Origin of the sequence: Dongia sp. (assembly GCF_041906375.1) — a bacterium.
Taxonomy (GTDB): domain Bacteria; phylum Pseudomonadota; class Alphaproteobacteria; order Dongiales; family Dongiaceae; genus Dongia.
Genome location: NZ_JAYRJJ010000005.1, coordinates 339,611 through 359,364 on the forward strand (window position 1 = coordinate 339,611; position 19,754 = coordinate 359,364).

The following is a 19,754-nucleotide window of genomic DNA, read 5'->3' on the forward strand; positions in this document are numbered from 1 at the left end:
CGCCGCAGCGTAAATCAGGTGGCGGGCCTGGTGGCCCAGATCTGTGCCGGCCGCAACTCGCCTTTGTCGAGCACAACCGTCAGCGAGCGCCAGTCTTCGATGAAATGGGCGTTCCCCTCCGGGCCCAGCTCGGCCAGCATCATGCCGGCCAGTTCCCCCTGCATCCGCGCCAGTTCCTCATGCGCCTCGGCGCGGTAGCGGTCGGTGATATCGGCAAGCCGGATACCGACAAAGCCCGCTTCATGCAGCAAGAGACCGTATTGGGCGAGGGTCACGAGATGGTAGGTGAGCCCTTCCATCTCGAAGAAATATTCCATGTCCCGGCTATAAGGCCCCGGCGACTTCATCCAGTCGCCCGCGGCAATGCGGCCGCCGGGTTTGAGCACCCGAAAGATTTCGGCAAAATGCGCCGCCTTGTCCGGAATGTGCAGCCAGGCGTCCTTGCCGAAGACGATGTCGAAACTGGCATCGGCGAAGGGCAGCGGCCCAGGTGTCACCAACTGGATATCGATCTTCTTGTTGAGGCCGGAGCGGCGCATGCGCTCCTGCCCGCCCTCGACGATATAGGGCGAGACGTCGATGCCGGTGACATGCCCGGCGCCCAGCGTCAGCAGCACCTGGTCGAGGCCGCCCAGGCCGCAGCCGATATCCAATATCCGTTTGCCGCCGAGGTCGAACCCGCCGGCAATCTCCCTGACCGCCTGCGGCCCACCCGGCGACAAAAACCCCTCCCCCCAGATCATCTGCAGGAGAGTCAGCATGCGGGCGTCATATTCTTCATGGGTTTCGGTCATGGTAGGTCTCTTCTCTCTTCGTCATGGTCGGCGAAGGCCGACCACCCACGACTTACTTTCATCAGCTGGCCAAAAACTCGTGGATGGTCGGCCTTCGCCGACCATGACGCGTTAAGTAGATGGCACCGCCCTCTCCCGCCGCCAGCCGACGACCAGCGACAGCGCGATGAGGGCCACCGGCACCATGGCGCCGTAGAGGACCCAGTTCCAGCCATAGGCCTGCTCGACCGTGCCGGCGATGAAGGAACAGAGGGCGACACCGGAAAACACCATGCAATCGTTGAAGGCCTGGATCTTGGCGCGCTCGGAGGGGCGATAGCATTTGGTGAGCTGGCTGGTGCCGGCGACATAGAGGAAATTCCAGCCCAACCCCAGCAACACCAGCGCCACCCAGAAATGATGGATGTCGATGCCGGCAAGACCCATCGCCAGGCAGCCGGCATAGCAAAGTACGCCAGCCGACATCACCCGGTACTCGCCGAATTTGCGGATGATATGGCCGGTCACGAAGCTCGGCGCAAACATTGCCAGGACATGACCCTGGATGACGAAGGCGATGCCGGTATTGAGGTTGTAGCCGCAGAAGGTCATGGCGAGCGGCGTCGCCGTCATGACGAAGGACATGACGCCATAGCCCAGCATGGCGGCCACGATGGCCGAGAAGGCGCGCGGCTGGGCCACGATTTCCAGGAGGGGCCGCGCCGGTTCCTTGGCATGTGCCGACGCTTCGCTGGCGATCACCGGCAGCCGCAAGGGCAGCAGCAGCAGGACTACGAGGATCGAGAGGCCGACGATGAAGACGAAACCGCCGGTGAAAAGATGCGGCAGAAAAATCTCCTGCCCCCGCTTGGCCAGTTCCGGCCCGAGGATGGCCGAGACGATGCCGCCGGCCATCACCAGCGAGATCGCCTTGGGCCGGAAGGCGTCATCCGCCGCTTCCGCCGCAGCGAAGCGATAGAACAAGGTGAAAGCCGCCGAGACACCGAAGATCGTGTTGCCGAATGCGAACAGCCAGAAGCTGGCAATATAGGTGGCAGCGGCCATGATCAGCCCGCCGAGGATGCCGATGCAGGCCCCCAGCATGAAGCCGCGCTTCCGGCCCACCCGCTTCATCAGGAACGACGCCGGGAAGGTGGTCAGCATCGTGGCGATGAACTGGAAGGCCAGCGGTAATGTGGCCCAGCCCTTATGCTCGGCCAGCATCTGCCCGGTGAGGCCGGAGGTCACGATCATGATCGAATTGCAGATCATCGCCGTGGCCTGCGCCAGGGCCAGCACAAAGACGGCGCGATGCGCGCTCACCAGCTTTGTGGTCGCATCGGGTGCCGCACTCATTTGTAGACTTGCATGTCCTTGATATAGATCTTGTAGATGCTGCCGGCGCCAAAGCGCGCCGCGACTGCCTTGGTCAGCCGCTCCTCAAGGTATTTCCGGTCGAACCCGCCTTGCTCCACCATCTTGCGTGGCAGGATGCCGTGCAGTTCGGAGAGGACGCAATCGTAAAGGCGCGGTAGCCGCTCCTCTAAGCGCTTCTGTTTTTCCGGATCGTCGAACACGACGGTGATCAGGAAGTCGATGCGCTGCGTCGATTTGTTGTTCTTGATGACCGAGACCGAGGTGAGCGGCAGGTCGATCTGGCTGAGGACCGGCGGCGGCACTTCCTCGACCACGGGCGCGCCGTCTTCCGGCGGGCGCAGGAAATACCACCACACCGCCGCGGCGCCGCCACCCAGCAGAAGCAGAACGACCAGCACAATGATGAGCTTTTTCATACTCTCGCCGGCGCGCCAAAAAATGCCATATTCGCTCCCCACATTCGGGCCACTCTACACGAACCGCCTGATTCCCCGAAAGCAGAGGTTTTTCATGACCATAGGCGCCGTCATCTTCGATTTCGGCAATGTGCTCGTCGGCTGGGACCCGGAAAATCTCTATCGCCGCCTCATCCCCGATGCGGCCGAACGCCGGGCCTTCCTCGCGCATATCTGCAGCCCCGCCTGGAATTTGGAACAGGATCGCGGCCGCCCTTGGGCGGAGGCTGTCGACCTCCTGGTGGCCGAGCACCCGCAGCATGAGCCGCTCATCCGCGCCTTCTATCATCAGTGGGACGAGATGGTCTCAGGCCCGGTGGCCGAGGGCCACGATATATTGGAGCGCGTAGTCGAAGCCGGCATTCCCGCCTACGGCCTCACCAACTGGTCGGCGGAAACCTACGACACGCGCCAGCATCACCTGCCCTTCGTCAAACACATGAAATATGTCGCCGTCTCCGGCCACCTCAAGATGGTGAAGCCGGAACCGGACATCTATCACCACCTGCTGGAGAAGATCGCCCTGCCCGCCGAACAATGCGTCTTCATCGACGACAGCGAACGCAACATTGCCGCCGCGGAAGCGTTGGGGATCAAGACCGTGCACTTCAAGAACGACGGCACGGCGCTTGAGCGGCTGAGGGAGTTGGGTGTGGGGATTTAGGTCTCACCACAAACTCAATCTTCATTCCAGTCCAAACAATCTTGTCATGCCCCGGCTTGACCGGGGCATCCATGCATCCGCCAGGCTGATCTCGCCGACCATCCCATGGATCCCCGCTTTCGCGGGGATGACAGTAAGATCCCCCTCACCGCGCGACGCGCTACAGTCTTCAATATTGATGGCAATGTCCGGTGGCACCTCATTCCCTCTCCCCTCGCGGGAGAGGGTCAGGGTGAGGGGGTCGGACGACTGGGCTCGTCGGTGAAGTTAGAAGTGCCGAAAGCCCTGGCTTGCCAATTCCAGCTTTGCACCGTCGCGGTCGACCACAGAGACGCCCTCGCCCGCTGCGATTTCGCCGACCACGGTCAGCGGCATGTCGAGTTCGGCGGCAATGCCGAGCAAATCAGGCACGGAATCGGGGGCGGCCGTCAGCAGCAATTCGTAATCGTCGCCGCCGGTGAGGATCAGGGGTAGCCAGGACATGTCGTCGGCGAGGATCGCCGCGGCGGGTTCGGAGACCGGCACGGCGTTGGCGCGCAGGATCGCGGCGAGATGGGAGGCTTCGGCGATATGGGCAAGATCGGCGACGATGCCGTCCGATACATCCATCATGGCGTGGACGAGGCCACTTAGCATGAGGGCGCGGCCCAGATCGACGCGGGGCTGCGGCAGGTGATAGCGCCCGCTCAAATAGCGCCGGCTGGTTTCGTCGATGCCCAGGAATTCGTTGCGCAGCACTTTGAGACCCAGCGCACCGTCGCCGATGGAACCGGAAACGAGCACGACATCCCCCGCCTTCGCCCCGCTCCGGCGCGGCGCGCGGCCTGCGGGCACGGTGCCGATGGCAGTCAGCGAGAGGGTCAGCGGCCCCGGTGTCGCCACCGTGTCGCCACCCATCAGGCCGATGCCGAATTCCGCCTGATCAGCGGCAAGCCCTGCGCAGAAGGATGCGACCCAGGCCTCGTCCACATCGGGCGAAAAGGCGGTCGCCATCAGATAGCCGATGGGCCTGGCGCCTTTCGCGGCAAGGTCGGAAAGATTGACCCGCAGCATCTTGCGGGCGACGAGGTCGGCCGGGTCGTCGGGGAGAAAATGGATGCCTGCCACCAGCGCATCGGCGGTGAAGACCAGTTCATCGCCCGGCGCCGGCGCAAAGGTGCAGACGTCGTCGTCGAGGCCGACGGCCCCCGGCATGTTCGCGGCAAGCGGCTTGAAGTAGCGCGCGATGAGGTCGAATTCACCGGGCAGCCGGTTATTTGCCACCGCGCCCGGTCCCTTTGCCGGTGAGCTCGCCCGGGCGCAGAGTCTGCGCCAGCTTGTCGAGGATCCCGTTGGTCATGCCGGTTTCCTTCTCGCCGAAAAAGGCATCGGCCACGGCGAGGTATTCGCTGATCACCACCTTGGGCGGCACGTCCTGGCGATGCGCCAGTTCGAAGGCGCCGCAGCGCATGATGGCGCGCAGGATCGATTCCAGCCGCTCGACGCTCCAATCGTCGGAGATGACGGCCGAGAGCATGTCGTCGAGTTCGCTGACACTGGCGGCAACACCGCGCACCAATTCGCCGAAAAGCTTGCGGTCGGCCGGGGGCAGTTCCGCGTCTTCCTGGCCTTCCTGCGGGCGGCGGGCGATACGGTGGGTGCCGAATTCGGCAATGATCACCTCGGGCCGCGTGCCGGTCTGTTCCCATTGATAGAGCGCCTGGACGGCGGCCAGGCGCGCGGCGCGGCGCTCCAGCGCCAACTGCTGGCTGCGTTCCTTGGCGCTGAGACTCTTGTCGTCGGCCATTATGACCCCAGCTGCTTGCGGAGGGCGATGAGGCTCATGGCAGCGAGGGCAGCCCCGCCGCCCTTGTCGAGCTCGTTTGCCTTGGCGCGGACCCAGGCCTGTTCATCATTCTCGCAGGTCAGGATGCCATTGCCGATTGCCAGGCCATATTCCGTGCCCAGGGTCATGAGGCCGCGGGCGCTCTCATTGCAGACGGTCTCGTAATGTGTGGTCTCGCCCCGGATGACGCAGCCCAGGGCCACGTAACCGTCGAAGGGCTTCTTCAGCTTGCCGGCCTCGGCCGCGAGGTGGGCGAGACGGATGGCGGCCGGAATCTCGAGGGCGCCGGGGACGGTGAAGCGCTCATAGGTGGCGCCCACAGTTTTGAGGGCGCGCTCGGCGCCTTCCCACAATGCGTCGGAGAGGTCTTCGTAGAAGCGGGCCTCGACCACCATGATATGGGGGGGCGTGTTCTGCGGTTTAGCGGTCATAATTCCTAAAGCTCTATGCAAGGGTTGCGCGCCTTTTAGCGGCTTCGCTGCCCAAGGTCGAGGATTGCTTACTTGCCGTCCTGGCCAAGCAGCCGCGCCACGTAACGGGCGATGAGGTCGATCTCGAGATTGACTCGCTTGCCGACCGTCGCCTTGCCGAGATTGGTGGCGATCTGGGTGATCGGAATGAGGCAGACGCCGAAGCGACGGCCGCTCACTTCGTTGACGGTGAGCGAGACGCCATCGATCGTGACAGAGCCTTTCGAGGCGATATATTTTGCCAGATTATCAGGGGCTTCGATGGTGAGCCTCAAGCTGCCTCTGTCATCTGCCGCTTCCACAATGGAGCCGATGCCGTCGACATGGCCGGCGACGATATGGCCACCCAATTCATCGCCCACCAACATGGGTCGCTCGAGGTTGATGCGGTCGCCGACTTTCCAGTCTTTCAAAGTGGTTACGTTGAGTGTTTCCTGCGCCGCTTCAAAAGCGAGCCAACCGGCACCCTTCTCGACCACGCTGAGGCAGCAGCCATTGCAGGCGACCGAGGCGCCCAGCGCGATATCGCCCGTTTCATAGCCGGTGGCGATTTCGAGCCGGGTCACGGCGCCGGGTTTCATGTCCCGGACGGTGCCGAGGTCGGTCACAATTCCAGTAAACATCTTTTAATTTCCGTAGCTTGAAAGAATTGGCTCAATCGGCGCGGGAATAGAGTGAGAAGCTGTCCGGACCGATCTGTTGCGCCGACAGAAGCTTGAATCGGCTGATCCGGTCAAGCGCGGCCCTGCCCAGTTCGCCGATGGCAGCCATGCCGTCATCGCCGATCACCAGCGGTGCCTGGAACCAGGCCAGGCGGTCGACGAGATCCTCTTTCAGCAGGCTGGTGGCGAGATTGGCGCCGCCTTCGACCAGGAGGCGCGTGAGGCCCCGATCGGCCAGCTCCTTCAGAACGACCCTCAATGCGACCCTGCCGGAATCGCCCGTCGGCGGGCAGATCAGGGTCGTCTTCAGCGCCCGCAGGCGGTCGAGGACTGCAGGCGGGTGCCCAGGTCCCGGCACCAGCCAGGTCGGAAACCGATCCTGATTTGCCAGCAGCTTTGCCGTCGGCGCGATCCGCAGCCGGGTATCGAGCACGACCCTGACCGGCGAGCGATCCTCAAGACCGGGCAGCCGGCAGGTCAGTTCCGGATCATCAGCCAGCGCCGTCCCCGACCCCACCATGATCGCATCATGGGTGGCGCGCAGCTGATGGCCGATCGCCCGCGCGGCCGGCCCCGTGATCCACTTGCTGTCGCCCGACAAGGTGGCGATGCGGCCATCGAGCGAGGTGGCGAGCTTCAGGGTGACGAGCGGCCGGCCCGATTTTACCCGGGTAAAGAAGCCGGCATTCAGCTCCAGCGCTTCGTCTTCCAGGACGCCCTGGCGGATCTCGATCCCCGCCGCTTGGAGGATGGCGATGCCGCCGCCGGCAACTCGCGGGTCCGGATCGCCGGTGGCGATGACGCACGTCTTGATGCCGGCCGCGACCAGGGCTTCGGCGCAAGGCGGTGTCTTGCCATGGTGGGCGCAGGGTTCAAGGCTGACATAGGCCGTGGCCCCTTGCGCGAGGGCGCCGGCCTTAGCCAGCGCCTCAGTTTCGGCATGGGGGCGACCGCCGGGCTGCGTGTGCCCGCGCCCCACCACCCGGCCATCCTTCACGATGACGCAGCCGACGCTGGGATTGGGCCAAGTGCGGCCGAGATTGCGGCGGGCAAGACCCAGCGCCGCGCCCATATGGGCACGGTCGCTGTCGGTTTCGGCGTTAGTCGTTCTCGCCACCGAGCTTGCCGATGAAGGTCTCGAAATCCTTGGCTTCGCGGAAGTTGCGATAGACCGAGGCGAAGCGCACGTAAGCGACCTTGTCGAGGCTTGCCAGCGCATCCATGACGGCCTCGCCGATCATCGAGGTGGGCACTTCGGTTTCGCCGGAGCTTTCGAGCCGCCGGACGATGCCGTTGACCACGCGTTCGAGGCGTTCGGCATCGACCGGACGCTTCCGGAGCGAGGTCTGCATCGAGCGCATCAGCTTGTCGCGCTCGAAAGGTTCGCGCTGCCCATTGCTCTTCACCACCACGAGTTCGCGCAGCTGCACGCGCTCGAAGGTCGTGAAGCGGGCGCCACAATTGCCGCATTGGCGCCGGCGGCGGATCGCGGCGTTGTCGTCGGTCGGCCGCGAATCCTTCACCTGGGTATCTTCATTGCCGCAAAATGGGCAGCGCATTTGTCCCCTCTTCCCCGTTTAGCCCGATTACCGGCTCGGCCCCATTAGCGGTTTGGGTAGATCGGGAACTGGCGGCACAAGGCGAGTACTTCCTTGCGCACGGCAGCTTCCGTCGCCGAATTGTCGTCGGGATGCGCCGCGAGCCCATCCAGCACGCGGCAGATCAGTTTGCCGATCTGGCGGAATTCCCCGGTCCCGAAGCCACGCGACGTTCCCGCCGGCGTACCCAGACGGATACCCGAGGTGATCATCGGCTTTTCAGTGTCGTAGGGAATGCCGTTCTTGTTGCAGGTGATGCCGGCGCGGTCGAGCGCATGCTCGGCAGCCTTGCCGGTCAGCTTCTTCGGACGCAGATCGACCAGCATCAGATGGTTGTCGGTGCCACCCGTGGTGATGGCGAGGCCACCTTCGATAATGGTGTCGGCGAGCGCCTTGGCGTTATCGACGACCTGCTGGGCATAGACCTTGAATTCCGGCTTCAGCGCCTCGCCGAACGCCACGGCCTTGGCGGCGATGACGTGCATGAGCGGACCGCCCTGCAGGCCCGGGAAGACGGCCGAGTTGATCTTCTTACCCAGATCATCATCATCGGCAAGGATCATGCCGCCACGGGGCCCACGCAAAGTCTTATGCGTCGTTGTCGTCACGACATGGGCATGCGGGAACGGGCTCGGATGCACGCCAGCGGCGACCAGGCCGGCGAAATGCGCCATATCGACCATGAAGATGGCGCCGATCGCGTCGGCGATCTTGCGGAAGCGCGCGAAATCCCAGAAGCGCGGATAGGCGGAACCACCCGCGAGGATCAGCTTGGGCTTGTTCTCAAGCGCCAGCTTCTCGATCTCGTCCATATTGATGGTAAGAGTCGCGGGATCGACGGTGTAGGAAACGACCTTGAACCACTTGCCCGACTGGTTGGCGGGCGAGCCGTGGGTCAGGTGACCGCCCGCGGCAAGGTTGAGGCCCATGAAGGTGTCACCCGGCTGCAGCAGCGCCATGAAGACGCCCTGATTGGCCTGGGCGCCCGAATGCGGCTGCACATTGGCGAATTTGCAGTTGAACAGCTTCTTGGCGCGGTCGATCGCCAATTCCTCGGCGATGTCGACATATTCGCAACCGCCATAGTAACGGCGCGATGGATAGCCCTCGGCATATTTGTTGGTCAGCACCGAGCCCTGGGCTTCTAGAACCGCGCGCGAGACGATGTTCTCCGAGGCGATCAGTTCGATCTGATCCTGCTGGCGATGGAATTCCTTGCCGATCGCATCGAAAATCGCAGCATCCTGGTCGGCCAGCGGCTTGTCGAAGAAGCCCGGCATCGGCTTGTAATTCTTGGTGTCCTTGTTCATTCCCTTTAACCTTTCCTGGCCATCATCCGGCGCCTTGAACGGCTGCCGGCGTCGCGAATTTCGCCCGAAGTCCTAGCTGAACTTGGCGACGCGATTTTGGTGACGGCCACCTTCGAATTCTGTCCCAAGAAACACCTGCAAACAGTCGCGAGCGACATCAGCGCCGGTGGTCCTGCCACCGAGGCAGAGCACGTTGGCATTGTTGTGCTGCCGTGCGAGCTTGGCGGTGAGGTGGTCATGGCAGAGCGCTGCCCGCACTTGCGGGTGCCGGTTGGCGGCCATGGAAATGCCGATCCCCGACCCGCAGACCAGGACCCCACGCGACACCGTGCCGGCCTTAAGCGTTTCCGCCATTTTCAGCGCGAAATCGGGATAGTCGACCGAAGCCGGGCCATCGGTGCCAAGGTCAACCGGTTCGAAGCCGAGCCGTTCAAGCTCCTGCTTCAATTGGGTTTTCAGTTCAAACCCAGCGTGGTCACTGGCAATTGCGATCTTTTCCGCCATCAGTCCCGGCCCAATATGCAAGATGCCTGAACCCGCAAGCGCCGCAGGTTCAGGCGGGGGCTACCATATAGCTGGGGCGGGGTCGTCGCCAACCACAAACTATGCCGTCGGACCAGGGAAAAGACGGGATTTAGCGGCCTATTGGCGGACGGCCAGGCCGTCCTGCCAGACATACCAGATGTAGTCGACCTTGGTGAGATCGCCTTTCTCGTCCCAAGTGAGCTCGCCAAGGATGGTTTTGACGCTGTTCCGGCGCAGATAGTCGGCGATCGCCTTGGCATCGGTGCCTTTGGTCGCCTCGGCCGCAGCGGCAAAGACCTGGACCGCCGCATAGGCATTCAACGTGTAGTTTGAGGGTTCGACACCCTGGACCCGGAGGCGATCAACCAGTTCGGCCGCCTCCGGTCGCTCGATGGCCGGGGCAAAATCGGTGAAGCGCACGCCATTCCCCTTGGTCTGCGAAAAAGACCAGAATTCAGGGTTATTGAGGACATCCGGACCGACGATTTCAGTATCCAGCTTGGCTACCCGCATGGCCCAGGCGATGCGACCGATATCGTCGTGATAAGCGGCGACATAGAGGGCGCCCGGCTGGGTCTTCTTCAGAGCCTCGACCAGGCTGGAATAGCTGGTCTGGCCTTGAATGAACTCGCCATCGATGACCGGGCGAATGCCCTTCTCCTTCAGACGCGCGAGCAGCCTTGCAGCGATGCCTTTGCCGTAGAGGCTGTTGTCGCTGACGATCGCGATGGGCTTGCCGGCATAATTGGCGGCCAGCCAGTCAGCCGCAAACTCGCCCTGCTTGTCGTCGCGCCCGACGACGCGGAGCAGGGTCGTCACCTTGTCCTGCTTGGCCGTATCGGTCAGCAGCGAATTGGTCGAGGACGGCGTGATCTGCAGGATATCGGCCTTGGAATAGATCTTGCTGCCGCGGATGGATGAACCGGAGCAGAAATGCCCGTCGACGAAGACGACGCCCTTTTCGACCAGTTCCGTTGCGGCGCGGTCGGCTTCCTTGATGCCGCAGCCATCATCGGCCACTTCGAGGACGAGCGTGCGGCCGAGCACGCCGCCGGCGGCATTAATATCGGCCACCGCCATCTCGGCACCGCGCTGCATTTCCGCGCCGTAGGTCTTGAACTCGCCGCTCATCGGGCCGGCAACACCGACGATGACCCTGCCGTCCTGCTCGGCACTGGCCCTTGCAGCGGCCGAATTGGCTTCGACCTTGGCCTGGGCGGCAGCAATTTCTTCCGCAGTCGGGCCACTGGGGCCGGCACAGGCCGCGAGCAGAAACGCCATCACCAGCTGTGTTGCAAGAATGTGCCTGACAGCCACGATCCCCTACCCCCTGAATTCCGCCCCGATACTTGGTGTTTCGGTTGCGATACGATTAATGAGCGATTGGCCCCAGCGCAAGAGCCTACCGCGCCGGCAGACTTGCCTGACATTGACAGCTACCCGTCAGGGAAAACAACGCGGAAAGCGTTTGATCCAGCGCAATGCCGGAAGCCTGCCCGAGGATCAGCCTTTTAGCAGGTCTGAAAGGAGGCCAATCATGCGCAACTCACTCCTCGTCTCTGTGATCATCGCCACCCTCATGGGTACACCTGCAATCGCCCAGCAAGCGCCCCAATCCATGATGGGCTATGGGATGATGAATCCGGGCCAGCATATCGAAGGCCGCCTCGCCTTCCTCAAAACCGAGTTGAAAATCACCGACGCGCAGGCGCCACAATGGAACGCCTATGCCGACGCCATGCGGGCCAATGCCAAACGTATGGGGGATATGTTCGGCGACATGATGTCGAAAGGCATGATGGGACCCGGAATGATGGGAAATCAGGGGATGATGGGCCAGGGGATGATGGGCCAGGGGATGATGGGCCAGGGCATGATGGGCCAAGGTGCGGCCGGCCCTGGTATGGGGATGATGATGCTGGGTAAGGACGGGAAACCGATGCCATTGCCGCAGCGCATGGACTGGATGGAACAGCATATGAGCGCGCATCTGGAAATGCTGGAAGGCATCAAGGAGCCGGCGACCAAGCTCTATGACGTGCTGTCACCGGAGCAGAGAGCCGTGGCCGACCAGCTGATGATGGGCCCGATGGGAATGATGTGACGTCGCCGAACAAGACAGCATCCGGCAATCGAACAATAAAAAAGCCCGGGCGTGACGCCCGGGCTTTCTGCATCGGCTCTTGACGAACTGATGCTTAGTTCAGCGGCTCTTGAATCGCCTTGCCATCGTGCCAGACGTACCAGGCGTAGTTGACCTTGGTCAGGTCGCCCTTGGCATCGAAGGTCAGGTCGCCGATCGCGGTGGGGATCGGCGCGGCACGCAGCGCTTCCGCGACTTTCGCACCGTCGGTCGAACCGGCTTTGGTCGCCGCAGCGGCCCAAGCCTGGATCGCGGCATAGCTGTTCAGCGTGTAGCCTTCCGGCTCGTAGTTGTCGGCACGGAACGCAGCGACGACATCCTTGGCAGAGTCAAGGTTGACGGCCGAGGCGCCATCGCTGTAGCGCAGGCCTTCACCGGCCGGACCGGAGATCGACCAGAACTCAGCAGTGTTGAGGGCGTCAGCCGACACGAACGCGGCTTCGAGGCCCTGTTCACGCGCCTGACGGACCATCAGGCCCACGTCGTTGTGATAGCCGCCGATGTAGACGGCATCGATCTTGGCGTCCTTCAGCTTGCTGATGAGCGCCGAGAAGTCCTTTTCCTTGGCGGTGTAGGTTTCGCGCAGCGCAACCTTGCCACCCGAGGATTCGAAGTTCTTCGCCGTTTCATTGGCGAGACCCTGACCGTAGGCGGACTTGTCGTCGAGAATGGCGACATTCTTGCCCGGATAGGTCTTGGCCAGCCACGGACCGGCGAACACGCCCTGGGCGTCGTCGCGACCGCAGGTGCGGAACACGGTGTTCACGCCCTTGGCAGCCATATCTTCGGTGAAGGCCGGGTTGGTCGAAGCCGGGGTGATCTGCACGATGCCTTCTTCGGCGTAGACCGCCGAAGCCGGGATCGAGGAACCCGAGCAGAAGTGACCAGCAACGAAGGCAACGCCCTTCTTCACGAGATCGTTCGCAACCTGCACGGCCTGCTTCGGGTCGCACTGGTCGTCACCGATCTCGAGCTTCAGCTGCTCGCCATTGACGCCGCCCTTGGCGTTGATGTCGGCGACTGCCTTTTCCGCACCGCGCTTCAGCTGCTCGCCGAACGCCGCGAGTTCACCAGTCATCGGACCGGCAACGGCGATGGTGATGTCGGCATGAGCCAACGACGCACCGCCAAACGCACCGGTAGCCAGCACGGCGGCAAGAGCCGTCGAGCCAATCAGATTCTTAAGCATAGATCCCTCACATAAAGCCTGAGTTTTTCACTTACCCCTGCGGTCTTCCGCCGTCAGGTTAAGCTGACGGCATCTTCCCGCCTTACTGCAGCCGGGTCAATCCAAACCGACTGCAAAACTCCGTGATCCGCTTATTCCTGCGGTTTGTCGTACTTAACCTTGTTTAACCCTGGGTTGCGGTCTTTTCGCGCCAGCTGAAAAGGCCGGCGCGTTCATAGATCCAGGGATATTGGGCGACCATCTTGCGCGCCTGGGTCAGCCGGTAGGCGACAAGGGCGATCGCAATAAGGACCACCACATCAACCGCGAAACCGACCGGCGACAGGTAGGATTGCTGGAACAATGAACCGGCAAAGAAGCGGTTCGCGAGCGTCAGCAGGATTCCATAGGGGATGTTCTGCCAGGCCGGCCGCCATGTCTCGGCAATCGCCTGACCCATCAGGAAGGCGACGCCGCCAAAAATAACCACCGTGAGGAGAATGAAAACCAGCATATCGTCGACTCCTCAGTGACCGCCTTCGAGATAGGCAGCGCGAACTTCTGCATTGCTCAACAGGTCGGCACCCGTCCCGGAGAGCGTGATGGTGCCGTTGACCATGACATAACCGCGATGTGCCAGCTTTAGCGCGTGATTGGCATTCTGTTCGACCAGGAACACCGTCATGCCCTGCTGCTCGTTGATTTCGCGGATGATACTGAAGATCTGGCGCACAATGAGCGGCGCCAGACCCAATGACGGTTCGTCGAGCAGCAGCAGCCGCGGCCGGCTCATCAGCGCGCGGGCAATGGCCAGCATCTGCTGCTCGCCACCCGACAACGTGCCACCGCGCTGTCCCATGCGCTCCTTGAGGCGCGGGAAGATGGTGAAGACACGATCGAGATCGTTGCTGAAATGCTGCGGCTCGCTGGTGATGGCCCCCATGCGCAGATTTTCCATCACCGTCATGCGCGGAAAAATGCGGCGGCCTTCCGGTGATTGGGCAATGCCGAGACGCATGATCTCGAAGGTCGGCATGCTCGCGATATCCTTGCCTTCAAAGATAATGCGGCCGGAGCGCGCCCGCGGCGTGCCGCAGATCGTCATCAGCAGGGTCGATTTGCCGGCGCCGTTGGCGCCGATCAAGGTGACGATCTCGCCTTGGCGAACCTCTAGATCGACGCCTTTGAGCGCCTCGATGTGACCATAAAAAGTGTGAACACCTGAAATCTTGAGCATCGGCAATAACCTATACCTTTGGCCTATTCCGTCTCGTCTTCGCCGAGATAGGCGCGGATGACTGCCGGATCGTTGCGGATCTCGACCGGTGTGCCGTCGGCGATCTTGCTGCCGTAATCCAACACGACGATATGGTCCGAAATGCCCATGACGACGCTCATGTCGTGCTCGATCAGCAGCAGGCCGATGCCGAACTCATCGCGGATCGACAGCAACAGGGCGTTAAGCTCGGCCGATTCCTTCGGATTGAGGCCGGCCGCCGGTTCATCGAGGCAGAGCAGTACCGGCTCGGTGCACATGGCACGGGCGATCTCCAGCCGCCGCTGGTCGCCATAGGGGAGGCTGCCTGCCGGCTCGTCAGCGACATGGGTGAGTTTCACCCGGTCCAGCCAATGCACGGCCAAGTCGCGGGCCGCCGCTTCGGCGTGACGGAAGGTCGGCAGGCCCAGCAGGCCAAGCACGGTCCAGCCCGAAGCGTGCATCAGCTTGTTGTGCTGTGCCACCATCAGGTTTTCCAGCACCGACATACCCGGGAACAGACGGATGTTCTGGAAGGTGCGCGCAACCTTGGCCTTCTGGCCAATGCGGAAGCCGTCCATGCGTTCCAGCAGGTAAGGCTCGCCACGCGGATTGCGGAGCGCGATACGACCGACCGTTGGTTTGTAGAAGCCGGTGATGCAGTTGAACAAGGTCGTCTTGCCAGCGCCGTTCGGGCCGATGACGCCGGTAATCTGGCGGCTGCGCGCCGAGAAGCTCACATCGTTGATGGCGACAAGCCCACCAAAACGCATGGTCAGCCGCTCGACTTCGAGCAGGGTATCGTCCGCCGGATTCATCGCGGTTTGCGCGTTCATTGCCCGGCTCCCGGCACGGCCGCTTGGGGCGACTTCGCCTTCGTCGATTTGAGCAGGATGGTGGGAACGCGATAGGACAACAACCCCTTCGGACGCAACAGCATGATCAGCACCATGACGCCGCCGAAGACCAACATGCGATAGAGCGAGAGTTCACGTAAGACCTCTGGCAGGCCGATGAGCAGGATGGCAGCGAGGGCGACACCAACCTGGCTGCCCATGCCGCCCAGCACCACGATGGCAAGAATCACCGCGGATTCGATGAAAGTGAAGCTTTCCGGGCTGACGAAGCCCTGCCGCGTGGCGAAGAAGGAACCGGCAAAGCCGGCGAACATGGCACCGATGGCGAAGGCCGTCAGCTTGGTGTTCGTCGGATTGATGCCAAGCGCACGGCAGGCGGTCTCGTCTTCGCGCAGAGCCTCCCACGCCCGGCCGATCGGCATCTTGCGAAGGCGAATGGTCACGAAATTGGTGATCAGCGCCAGGCCGACGATGACGTAATAGAGGAAGTAGACGCGGTGAACGGTGGCGAACTCGATCCCGAACAAGGTGTGGAACGCCTGCGTCCCTTCCGCTGGGTTGCGCTCGAACGGGATGCCGAAGAAATCGATCTTGGCAATGTTGCCGATGCCGTTCGGACCGCCGGTGAAGGACTGCCAGTTGATGAGGATGATGCGGATGATTTCACCGAAGCCCAGCGTCACGATGGCGAGATAGTCGCCGCGCAGGCGCAGCACCGGGAAGCCGAGGGCGACACCGAAGGCAGCCGCCATGCCGCCGGCGATCGGCAGGCTTTCCCAGAAATTGAGCCCCAGCGTGGTCGAGAGCTTGGCATAGGTATAGGCGCCGACGGCATAGAAGGCGACATAGCCGAGATCGAGAAGACCGGCGAGGCCCACCACGATGTTGAGGCCCCAGCCGAGCATCACATAGGTCATCACTAGGATAAGGCTGTCGACGAAGGAACGGCTGCCGCAGGCCTGGAACCAGGACGGCATCCAGTCGCAATTGATCAGCGGCAGGACGATGGCAAAGCCGATCAGGACCGGGCCGAGCACAGTGGAGAGATTGCGGGCAAAGCTCGCCTGCCGCGCTTCTGCGGCCTCGCGCACTTCGAGAGTTTGGGCACCCTGCGTCTTGCGGCGGCGCGTCTTGGCGGCCGAGGCGAATACGAAGAAGGCGCCAAGCCCGAAGATGACATTCACCATCGGCTGCTCGAAAGGCAGAATATCGGGCTGCAGCGGATCGACCGTGACCAGCAGCTCGCCATAGATCGGCAATTCCAGCACGCCGATTACACCAGCGCCGAAAAGGTAGAGGAAGCCGAGCCCGCCCAACACCAGCGCCGGCAGCGTGCGATCGAACCGGGTCAGCGTCAGCAGGAAGCGGCCAGCGGGGATGAGCAGCATGGCCCAGATCACGTCGCTGTAGCGCGTGACGTAACTCATCTGCTCGCCCTGCAGCACCTGCGTCTGGTAGCCAACCATCAGGAAGCCGAGCAGGAAGACGAGGATGGCCGTAAAGACGGCCTCCTTGGCGGCCTCCACGAGCGCAGAGGGGGCCTTGGGACCGGCTTGGTCTCGCGTCATGTTCGTCATGGCGGTCAGACCTTTTCCACTTCGGGCCGGCCGAGGAGACCGGTGGGCCGGAAGATCAGCACCAGCACCAGCACGCCGAAGGCGGCCACGTCCTTATATTCGGCCGAGAAATAGGCCGACCACAGGGCTTCGATGAGGCCGATCAGCACACCGCCCAGCATGGCGCCGGGGAGCGAGCCGATGCCGCCCAGCACCGCCGCCGTGAAGGCTTTGATGCCGGCGATAAAGCCCATGTAGAAATCGTTGTTGCCCCAATAGAGCGTCACCATCATGCCGGCGACGGCGGCGAGTGCCGCGCCCATCACGAAGGTGAGCGAAATGGTACGATCAACATTGACGCCCAGCAGCGAGGCCATCTTCATGTCCTGTTCGCAGGCGCGCTGGGCGCGGCCCAGCGTCGTGCGCGAGATGATCAGCGCAAAGCCGGTCATCAGCACGACGGTCAAGACCACAATGATGATCTGCAGATAGCCGAGCTGAACCACGAAGCTGCCGTCAGAACGGCTCATCAACTCAAAGCCGCCGCGGATGAGCGGCTCGACCGGCTTCGGGCGCGGACCTTGCAGCAGCTGCACATAGTTCTGCAGCACGATCGACATGCCGATGGCGGAGATGAGGGGGGCAAGGCGCGGCGCGCCACGCAGGGGCCGGTAGGCTATGCGTTCGACCGTCCAGCCGTAGGCCGCGGTGAGAACGATGGCGACGACCAGCATGATCAACAACTGCAACGGCACCCAGGTGATGCCAAGCGTGCCACACAACAAAAGCACGATCATGGCCTGGAAGGCACCAATCATATAGACGTCGCCATGGGCAAAATTGACCATGCCGATGATGCCGTAGACCATCGTGTAACCGATGGCGATGAGTCCGTAGATGGATCCGAGCGTGAGCCCGTTGATCAGCTGCTGCAGGAAATATGGAAGCCAATCCATCTCGCGCGCAGTCTCCTCTGTTCTGGGCCTGCAAACTGTCGGCCCGCCCTGAGCTGCTTACCTTGGCGAATGGTCGGAGTGGCAATGCCCCAAACCGGCACGCGGAATCGAGTCCTTGGTGGAACCCATCCAGCAATACCGTCGTCACGTCAAACGAAAGGCCCCCATTCCGGCCACTTCTCGCGGGACCGTTTCCGGCCCGTCGGCATGCAGCTCGTCATTGGGGCGGAACCTATCGCGTCAATTCCGGGGGGACAAGGTGTTATTTATGTTCGCCTGCTGTTCCGTCAGCATGGGTGACATTTCGCCGGTCCAGCACATATTTGAGCTTGCGGATCGCCGCCTGCGCGGCCTGATGCTGGGACAGGTTGACCGGCACCACCATGGAGACCTCGGTGAGGGTAGCCGGATCCATGGCCGAGACCTTGACGTAGGTACCGACCTGGTGAAACTCGACTATGTAGCCGTCCTCGGACAAGACGTCGCACCTTCTAGCTGGGCAGATCGGACACCACCGGTTGTTCAGGCCGGCGCATGGCTCGCATGCATGGGCAGCGGACCTCGCTGTATGGCACATGAACGACCTGCACCAAGCTGGCCTGTCCCGCGCCGGGCGGCCATGATATAGCATCCGCCGCCGACCAGGATAACGACAAAAGCTTTTGGAGTACGACCATGAGTTCCGCCCGTCATGCCAAGCCAGAATTCCAGTGGGAAGATCCCCTCTTCCTCGACGCGCAATTGAGCGAAGAGGAACGGCTTGTCCGCGACACCGCGCGCAACTATGCGCAAGACAAGCTGATGCCGCGCATCGTCGAGGCGAACCGCCACGAACGTTTCGACCGCGAGATCATGAACGAACTGGGCGAGCTCGGCCTCTTGGGCTCGACCATCGACGGCTATGGCTGTGCCGGTACCAACTACGTCTCCTACGGCCTGGTGGCGCGCGAAGTTGAACGCGTCGATTCCGGCTATCGCTCGGCGATGTCGGTGCAGTCGAGCTTGGTCATGCACCCGATCAATGCCTATGGCACCGAGGCGCAGCGCCAGAAATGGCTGCCGAAGCTCGCAACCGGCGAACTGGTCGGCTGCTTCGGCTTGACCGAGCCGGACCATGGCTCGGATCCGGGCGGCATGAAGACCCGCGCCAAAAAGGTCGATGGCGGTTACATCCTGACCGGCGCCAAGATGTGGATCACGAATTCGCCAATCGCAGATATCGCGGTGGTGTGGGGCAAGACCGAGGACGACGTCATCCGCGGCTTCGTCCTTGAGCGCGGCATGAAAGGCTTTTCGACCCCGAAGATCCAGGGCAAGTTCTCACTTCGCGCCTCCGTCACCGGCGAGATCGTCATGGACAATGTGTTCGTGCCGGAAGAGAACCTGCTGCCGAATGTAAAGGGCCTCGGCGGCCCGTTCGGCTGCCTCAACAATGCCCGCTACGGCATCGCCTGGGGTGCCTTGGGTGCCGCAGAGTTCTGCTGGCACGCGGCGCGGCAATATACGCTCGATCGCAAGCAGTTCGGCCGCCCCCTGGCCGCCAATCAGCTGATCCAGAAAAAGCTCGCCGACATGCAGACCGAGATCACCTTGGGCCTGCAGGCCTGCCTGCAGGTCGGGCGCATGAAGGACGCCGATAACTGCCCGCCGGAGGCCATTTCGCTGATCAAGCGGAATTCCTGCGGCAAGTCGCTCGATATCGCCCGCATGGCGCGTGATATGCACGGCGGTAACGGTGTTTCTGACGAATTCCACGTCATCCGCCATGTCATGAACCTCGAAGCCGTCAACACCTATGAGGGCACCCACGACATCCATGCGCTGATCCTGGGTCGCGCCCAGACCGGGCTCCAGGCCTTTACCGGAGCCTAATACTGGCGCCCAAGTCGCCCAAAAGACAGTACGAGGCAGGGGCGCGCTTTTGTCGCGCCCCTTTTTCTTGGGCAAGGCCCTTGCGGGCACGCGTTTGATTGACAGAGCCAATCGTGGCCGCTAGGCCCTAGCGGCAGTTCATTTTCCAAGGGTTCAGCAACATGTTTGAAACGGCACTTCCCGACCTGAACGGGAAATCGATCCTGGTGACGGGCGGGACGGGTTCGTTCGGCAAGGCGTTCATCCGCCGGGTGCTGAAGGACTGGCAGCCGAAGCGGCTGATCATCT

General features: G+C 62.4%; 23 protein-coding genes. 4 read left to right on the forward strand and 19 right to left on the reverse strand.

The window, feature by feature from the left end:
- Positions 1–14: 14 nt before the first annotated feature.
- The 3 genes from ACE3OA_RS17280 to ACE3OA_RS17290 all read right to left on the reverse strand — a co-directional run bounded on the left by ACE3OA_RS17280 (position 15) and on the right by ACE3OA_RS17290 (position 2,566).
- Positions 15–794 (reverse strand): methyltransferase domain-containing protein, encoded by a 780-nt coding sequence (locus tag ACE3OA_RS17280; protein WP_374312995.1) that lies wholly within the window; start codon positions 792–794, stop codon positions 15–17.
- Between the two features lie 111 nt (positions 795–905).
- Entirely contained in the window at positions 906–2,129 is a 1,224-nt protein-coding gene (locus ACE3OA_RS17285; protein WP_374312997.1) for an MFS transporter, read from the reverse strand.
- Positions 2,126–2,566 (reverse strand): hypothetical protein, encoded by a 441-nt coding sequence (locus ACE3OA_RS17290; protein WP_374312999.1) that lies wholly within the window; start codon positions 2,564–2,566, stop codon positions 2,126–2,128. The genes ACE3OA_RS17285 and ACE3OA_RS17290 overlap by 4 nt, the downstream gene beginning before the upstream one ends.
- 94 nt (positions 2,567–2,660) lie before the next feature.
- Between ACE3OA_RS17290 and ACE3OA_RS17295 the strand changes: the two genes are divergently transcribed.
- The gene (locus tag ACE3OA_RS17295; RefSeq protein WP_374313001.1) at positions 2,661–3,269 is read left to right on the forward strand and encodes an HAD family hydrolase; all 609 of its coding nucleotides are present in this window, start codon (positions 2,661–2,663) and stop codon (positions 3,267–3,269) included.
- Positions 3,270–3,536: 267 nt separating this feature from the next.
- Here ACE3OA_RS17295 and thiL read toward each other — a convergent pair whose 3' ends face one another.
- The 9 genes from thiL to ACE3OA_RS17340 all read right to left on the reverse strand — a co-directional run bounded on the left by thiL (position 3,537) and on the right by ACE3OA_RS17340 (position 10,976).
- On the reverse strand, positions 3,537–4,532 hold the full coding sequence (thiL, locus tag ACE3OA_RS17300; protein ID WP_374313003.1) for a thiamine-phosphate kinase: 996 nt from the start codon (positions 4,530–4,532) through the stop codon (positions 3,537–3,539).
- Positions 4,522–5,055: a transcription antitermination factor NusB gene (nusB, locus tag ACE3OA_RS17305; RefSeq protein WP_374313005.1), complete on the reverse strand. Its 534-nt coding sequence runs from the start codon at positions 5,053–5,055 to the stop codon at positions 4,522–4,524. The genes thiL and nusB overlap by 11 nt, the downstream gene beginning before the upstream one ends.
- Positions 5,055–5,525, reverse strand: coding sequence for a 6,7-dimethyl-8-ribityllumazine synthase (ribH, locus tag ACE3OA_RS17310; protein WP_374313007.1), 471 nt, complete (start codon positions 5,523–5,525; stop codon positions 5,055–5,057). The genes nusB and ribH overlap by 1 nt, the downstream gene beginning before the upstream one ends.
- 68 nt (positions 5,526–5,593) lie before the next feature.
- Positions 5,594–6,187, reverse strand: coding sequence for a riboflavin synthase (locus tag ACE3OA_RS17315; RefSeq protein WP_374313009.1), 594 nt, complete (start codon positions 6,185–6,187; stop codon positions 5,594–5,596).
- Between the two features lie 31 nt (positions 6,188–6,218).
- Positions 6,219–7,298: a bifunctional diaminohydroxyphosphoribosylaminopyrimidine deaminase/5-amino-6-(5-phosphoribosylamino)uracil reductase RibD gene (ribD, locus tag ACE3OA_RS17320; RefSeq protein WP_374313049.1), complete on the reverse strand. Its 1,080-nt coding sequence runs from the start codon at positions 7,296–7,298 to the stop codon at positions 6,219–6,221.
- Positions 7,299–7,326: 28 nt separating this feature from the next.
- On the reverse strand, positions 7,327–7,785 hold the full coding sequence (gene nrdR, locus ACE3OA_RS17325; protein ID WP_320501545.1) for a transcriptional regulator NrdR: 459 nt from the start codon (positions 7,783–7,785) through the stop codon (positions 7,327–7,329).
- 44 nt (positions 7,786–7,829) lie between these two features.
- Positions 7,830–9,134 carry a serine hydroxymethyltransferase gene (glyA, locus tag ACE3OA_RS17330; RefSeq protein WP_374313011.1) on the reverse strand — a complete coding sequence of 435 codons (1,305 nt, stop codon included), beginning with the start codon at positions 9,132–9,134 and terminating at the stop codon, positions 7,830–7,832.
- Positions 9,135–9,206: 72 nt separating this feature from the next.
- Complete coding sequence (gene rpiB, locus ACE3OA_RS17335) at positions 9,207–9,641, reverse strand: ribose 5-phosphate isomerase B (RefSeq protein ID WP_374313051.1); 435 nt, start codon at positions 9,639–9,641, stop codon at positions 9,207–9,209.
- A gap of 135 nt (positions 9,642–9,776) precedes the next feature.
- Positions 9,777–10,976, reverse strand: coding sequence for a branched-chain amino acid ABC transporter substrate-binding protein (locus tag ACE3OA_RS17340; RefSeq protein ID WP_374313013.1), 1,200 nt, complete (start codon positions 10,974–10,976; stop codon positions 9,777–9,779).
- 58 nt (positions 10,977–11,034) lie between these two features.
- Here ACE3OA_RS17340 and ACE3OA_RS17345 point away from each other — a divergent pair, with 58 nt between their 5' ends.
- The gene (locus tag ACE3OA_RS17345) at positions 11,035–11,763 is read left to right on the forward strand and encodes a Spy/CpxP family protein refolding chaperone (protein ID WP_374313015.1); all 729 of its coding nucleotides are present in this window, start codon (positions 11,035–11,037) and stop codon (positions 11,761–11,763) included.
- Between the two features lie 94 nt (positions 11,764–11,857).
- Here ACE3OA_RS17345 and ACE3OA_RS17350 read toward each other — a convergent pair whose 3' ends face one another.
- The 7 genes from ACE3OA_RS17350 to ACE3OA_RS17380 form a co-directional block, all read right to left on the reverse strand.
- Positions 11,858–12,991: a branched-chain amino acid ABC transporter substrate-binding protein gene (locus ACE3OA_RS17350; protein WP_374313018.1), complete on the reverse strand. Its 1,134-nt coding sequence runs from the start codon at positions 12,989–12,991 to the stop codon at positions 11,858–11,860.
- Between the two features lie 163 nt (positions 12,992–13,154).
- Positions 13,155–13,484 (reverse strand): DUF6867 family protein, encoded by a 330-nt coding sequence (locus tag ACE3OA_RS17355; protein WP_374313020.1) that lies wholly within the window; start codon positions 13,482–13,484, stop codon positions 13,155–13,157.
- Positions 13,485–13,496: 12 nt separating this feature from the next.
- Positions 13,497–14,207: an ABC transporter ATP-binding protein gene (locus tag ACE3OA_RS17360; protein WP_374313022.1), complete on the reverse strand. Its 711-nt coding sequence runs from the start codon at positions 14,205–14,207 to the stop codon at positions 13,497–13,499.
- Positions 14,208–14,230: 23 nt separating this feature from the next.
- Positions 14,231–15,061: an ABC transporter ATP-binding protein gene (locus ACE3OA_RS17365; RefSeq protein ID WP_374313024.1), complete on the reverse strand. Its 831-nt coding sequence runs from the start codon at positions 15,059–15,061 to the stop codon at positions 14,231–14,233.
- A complete protein-coding gene (gene livM / locus ACE3OA_RS17370) occupies positions 15,058–16,650 on the reverse strand; it encodes a high-affinity branched-chain amino acid ABC transporter permease LivM (protein ID WP_374313027.1) in 1,593 nt (530 codons plus the stop codon). Before livM ends, ACE3OA_RS17365 begins: the two co-directional genes overlap by 4 nt.
- A gap of 14 nt (positions 16,651–16,664) precedes the next feature.
- Positions 16,665–17,594, reverse strand: coding sequence for a branched-chain amino acid ABC transporter permease LivH (locus tag ACE3OA_RS17375; RefSeq protein ID WP_374313029.1), 930 nt, complete (start codon positions 17,592–17,594; stop codon positions 16,665–16,667).
- Between the two features lie 262 nt (positions 17,595–17,856).
- Complete coding sequence (locus tag ACE3OA_RS17380; protein ID WP_374313031.1) at positions 17,857–18,072, reverse strand: hypothetical protein; 216 nt, start codon at positions 18,070–18,072, stop codon at positions 17,857–17,859.
- A 197-nt stretch (positions 18,073–18,269) separates the two neighbouring features.
- Between ACE3OA_RS17380 and ACE3OA_RS17385 the strand changes: the two genes are divergently transcribed.
- Positions 18,270–19,466 carry an acyl-CoA dehydrogenase gene (locus ACE3OA_RS17385; RefSeq protein WP_374313033.1) on the forward strand — a complete coding sequence of 399 codons (1,197 nt, stop codon included), beginning with the start codon at positions 18,270–18,272 and terminating at the stop codon, positions 19,464–19,466.
- Between the two features lie 161 nt (positions 19,467–19,627).
- On the forward strand, positions 19,628–19,754 hold a 127-nt coding region (locus ACE3OA_RS17390), incomplete at its 3' end, for a polysaccharide biosynthesis protein (protein ID WP_374310889.1).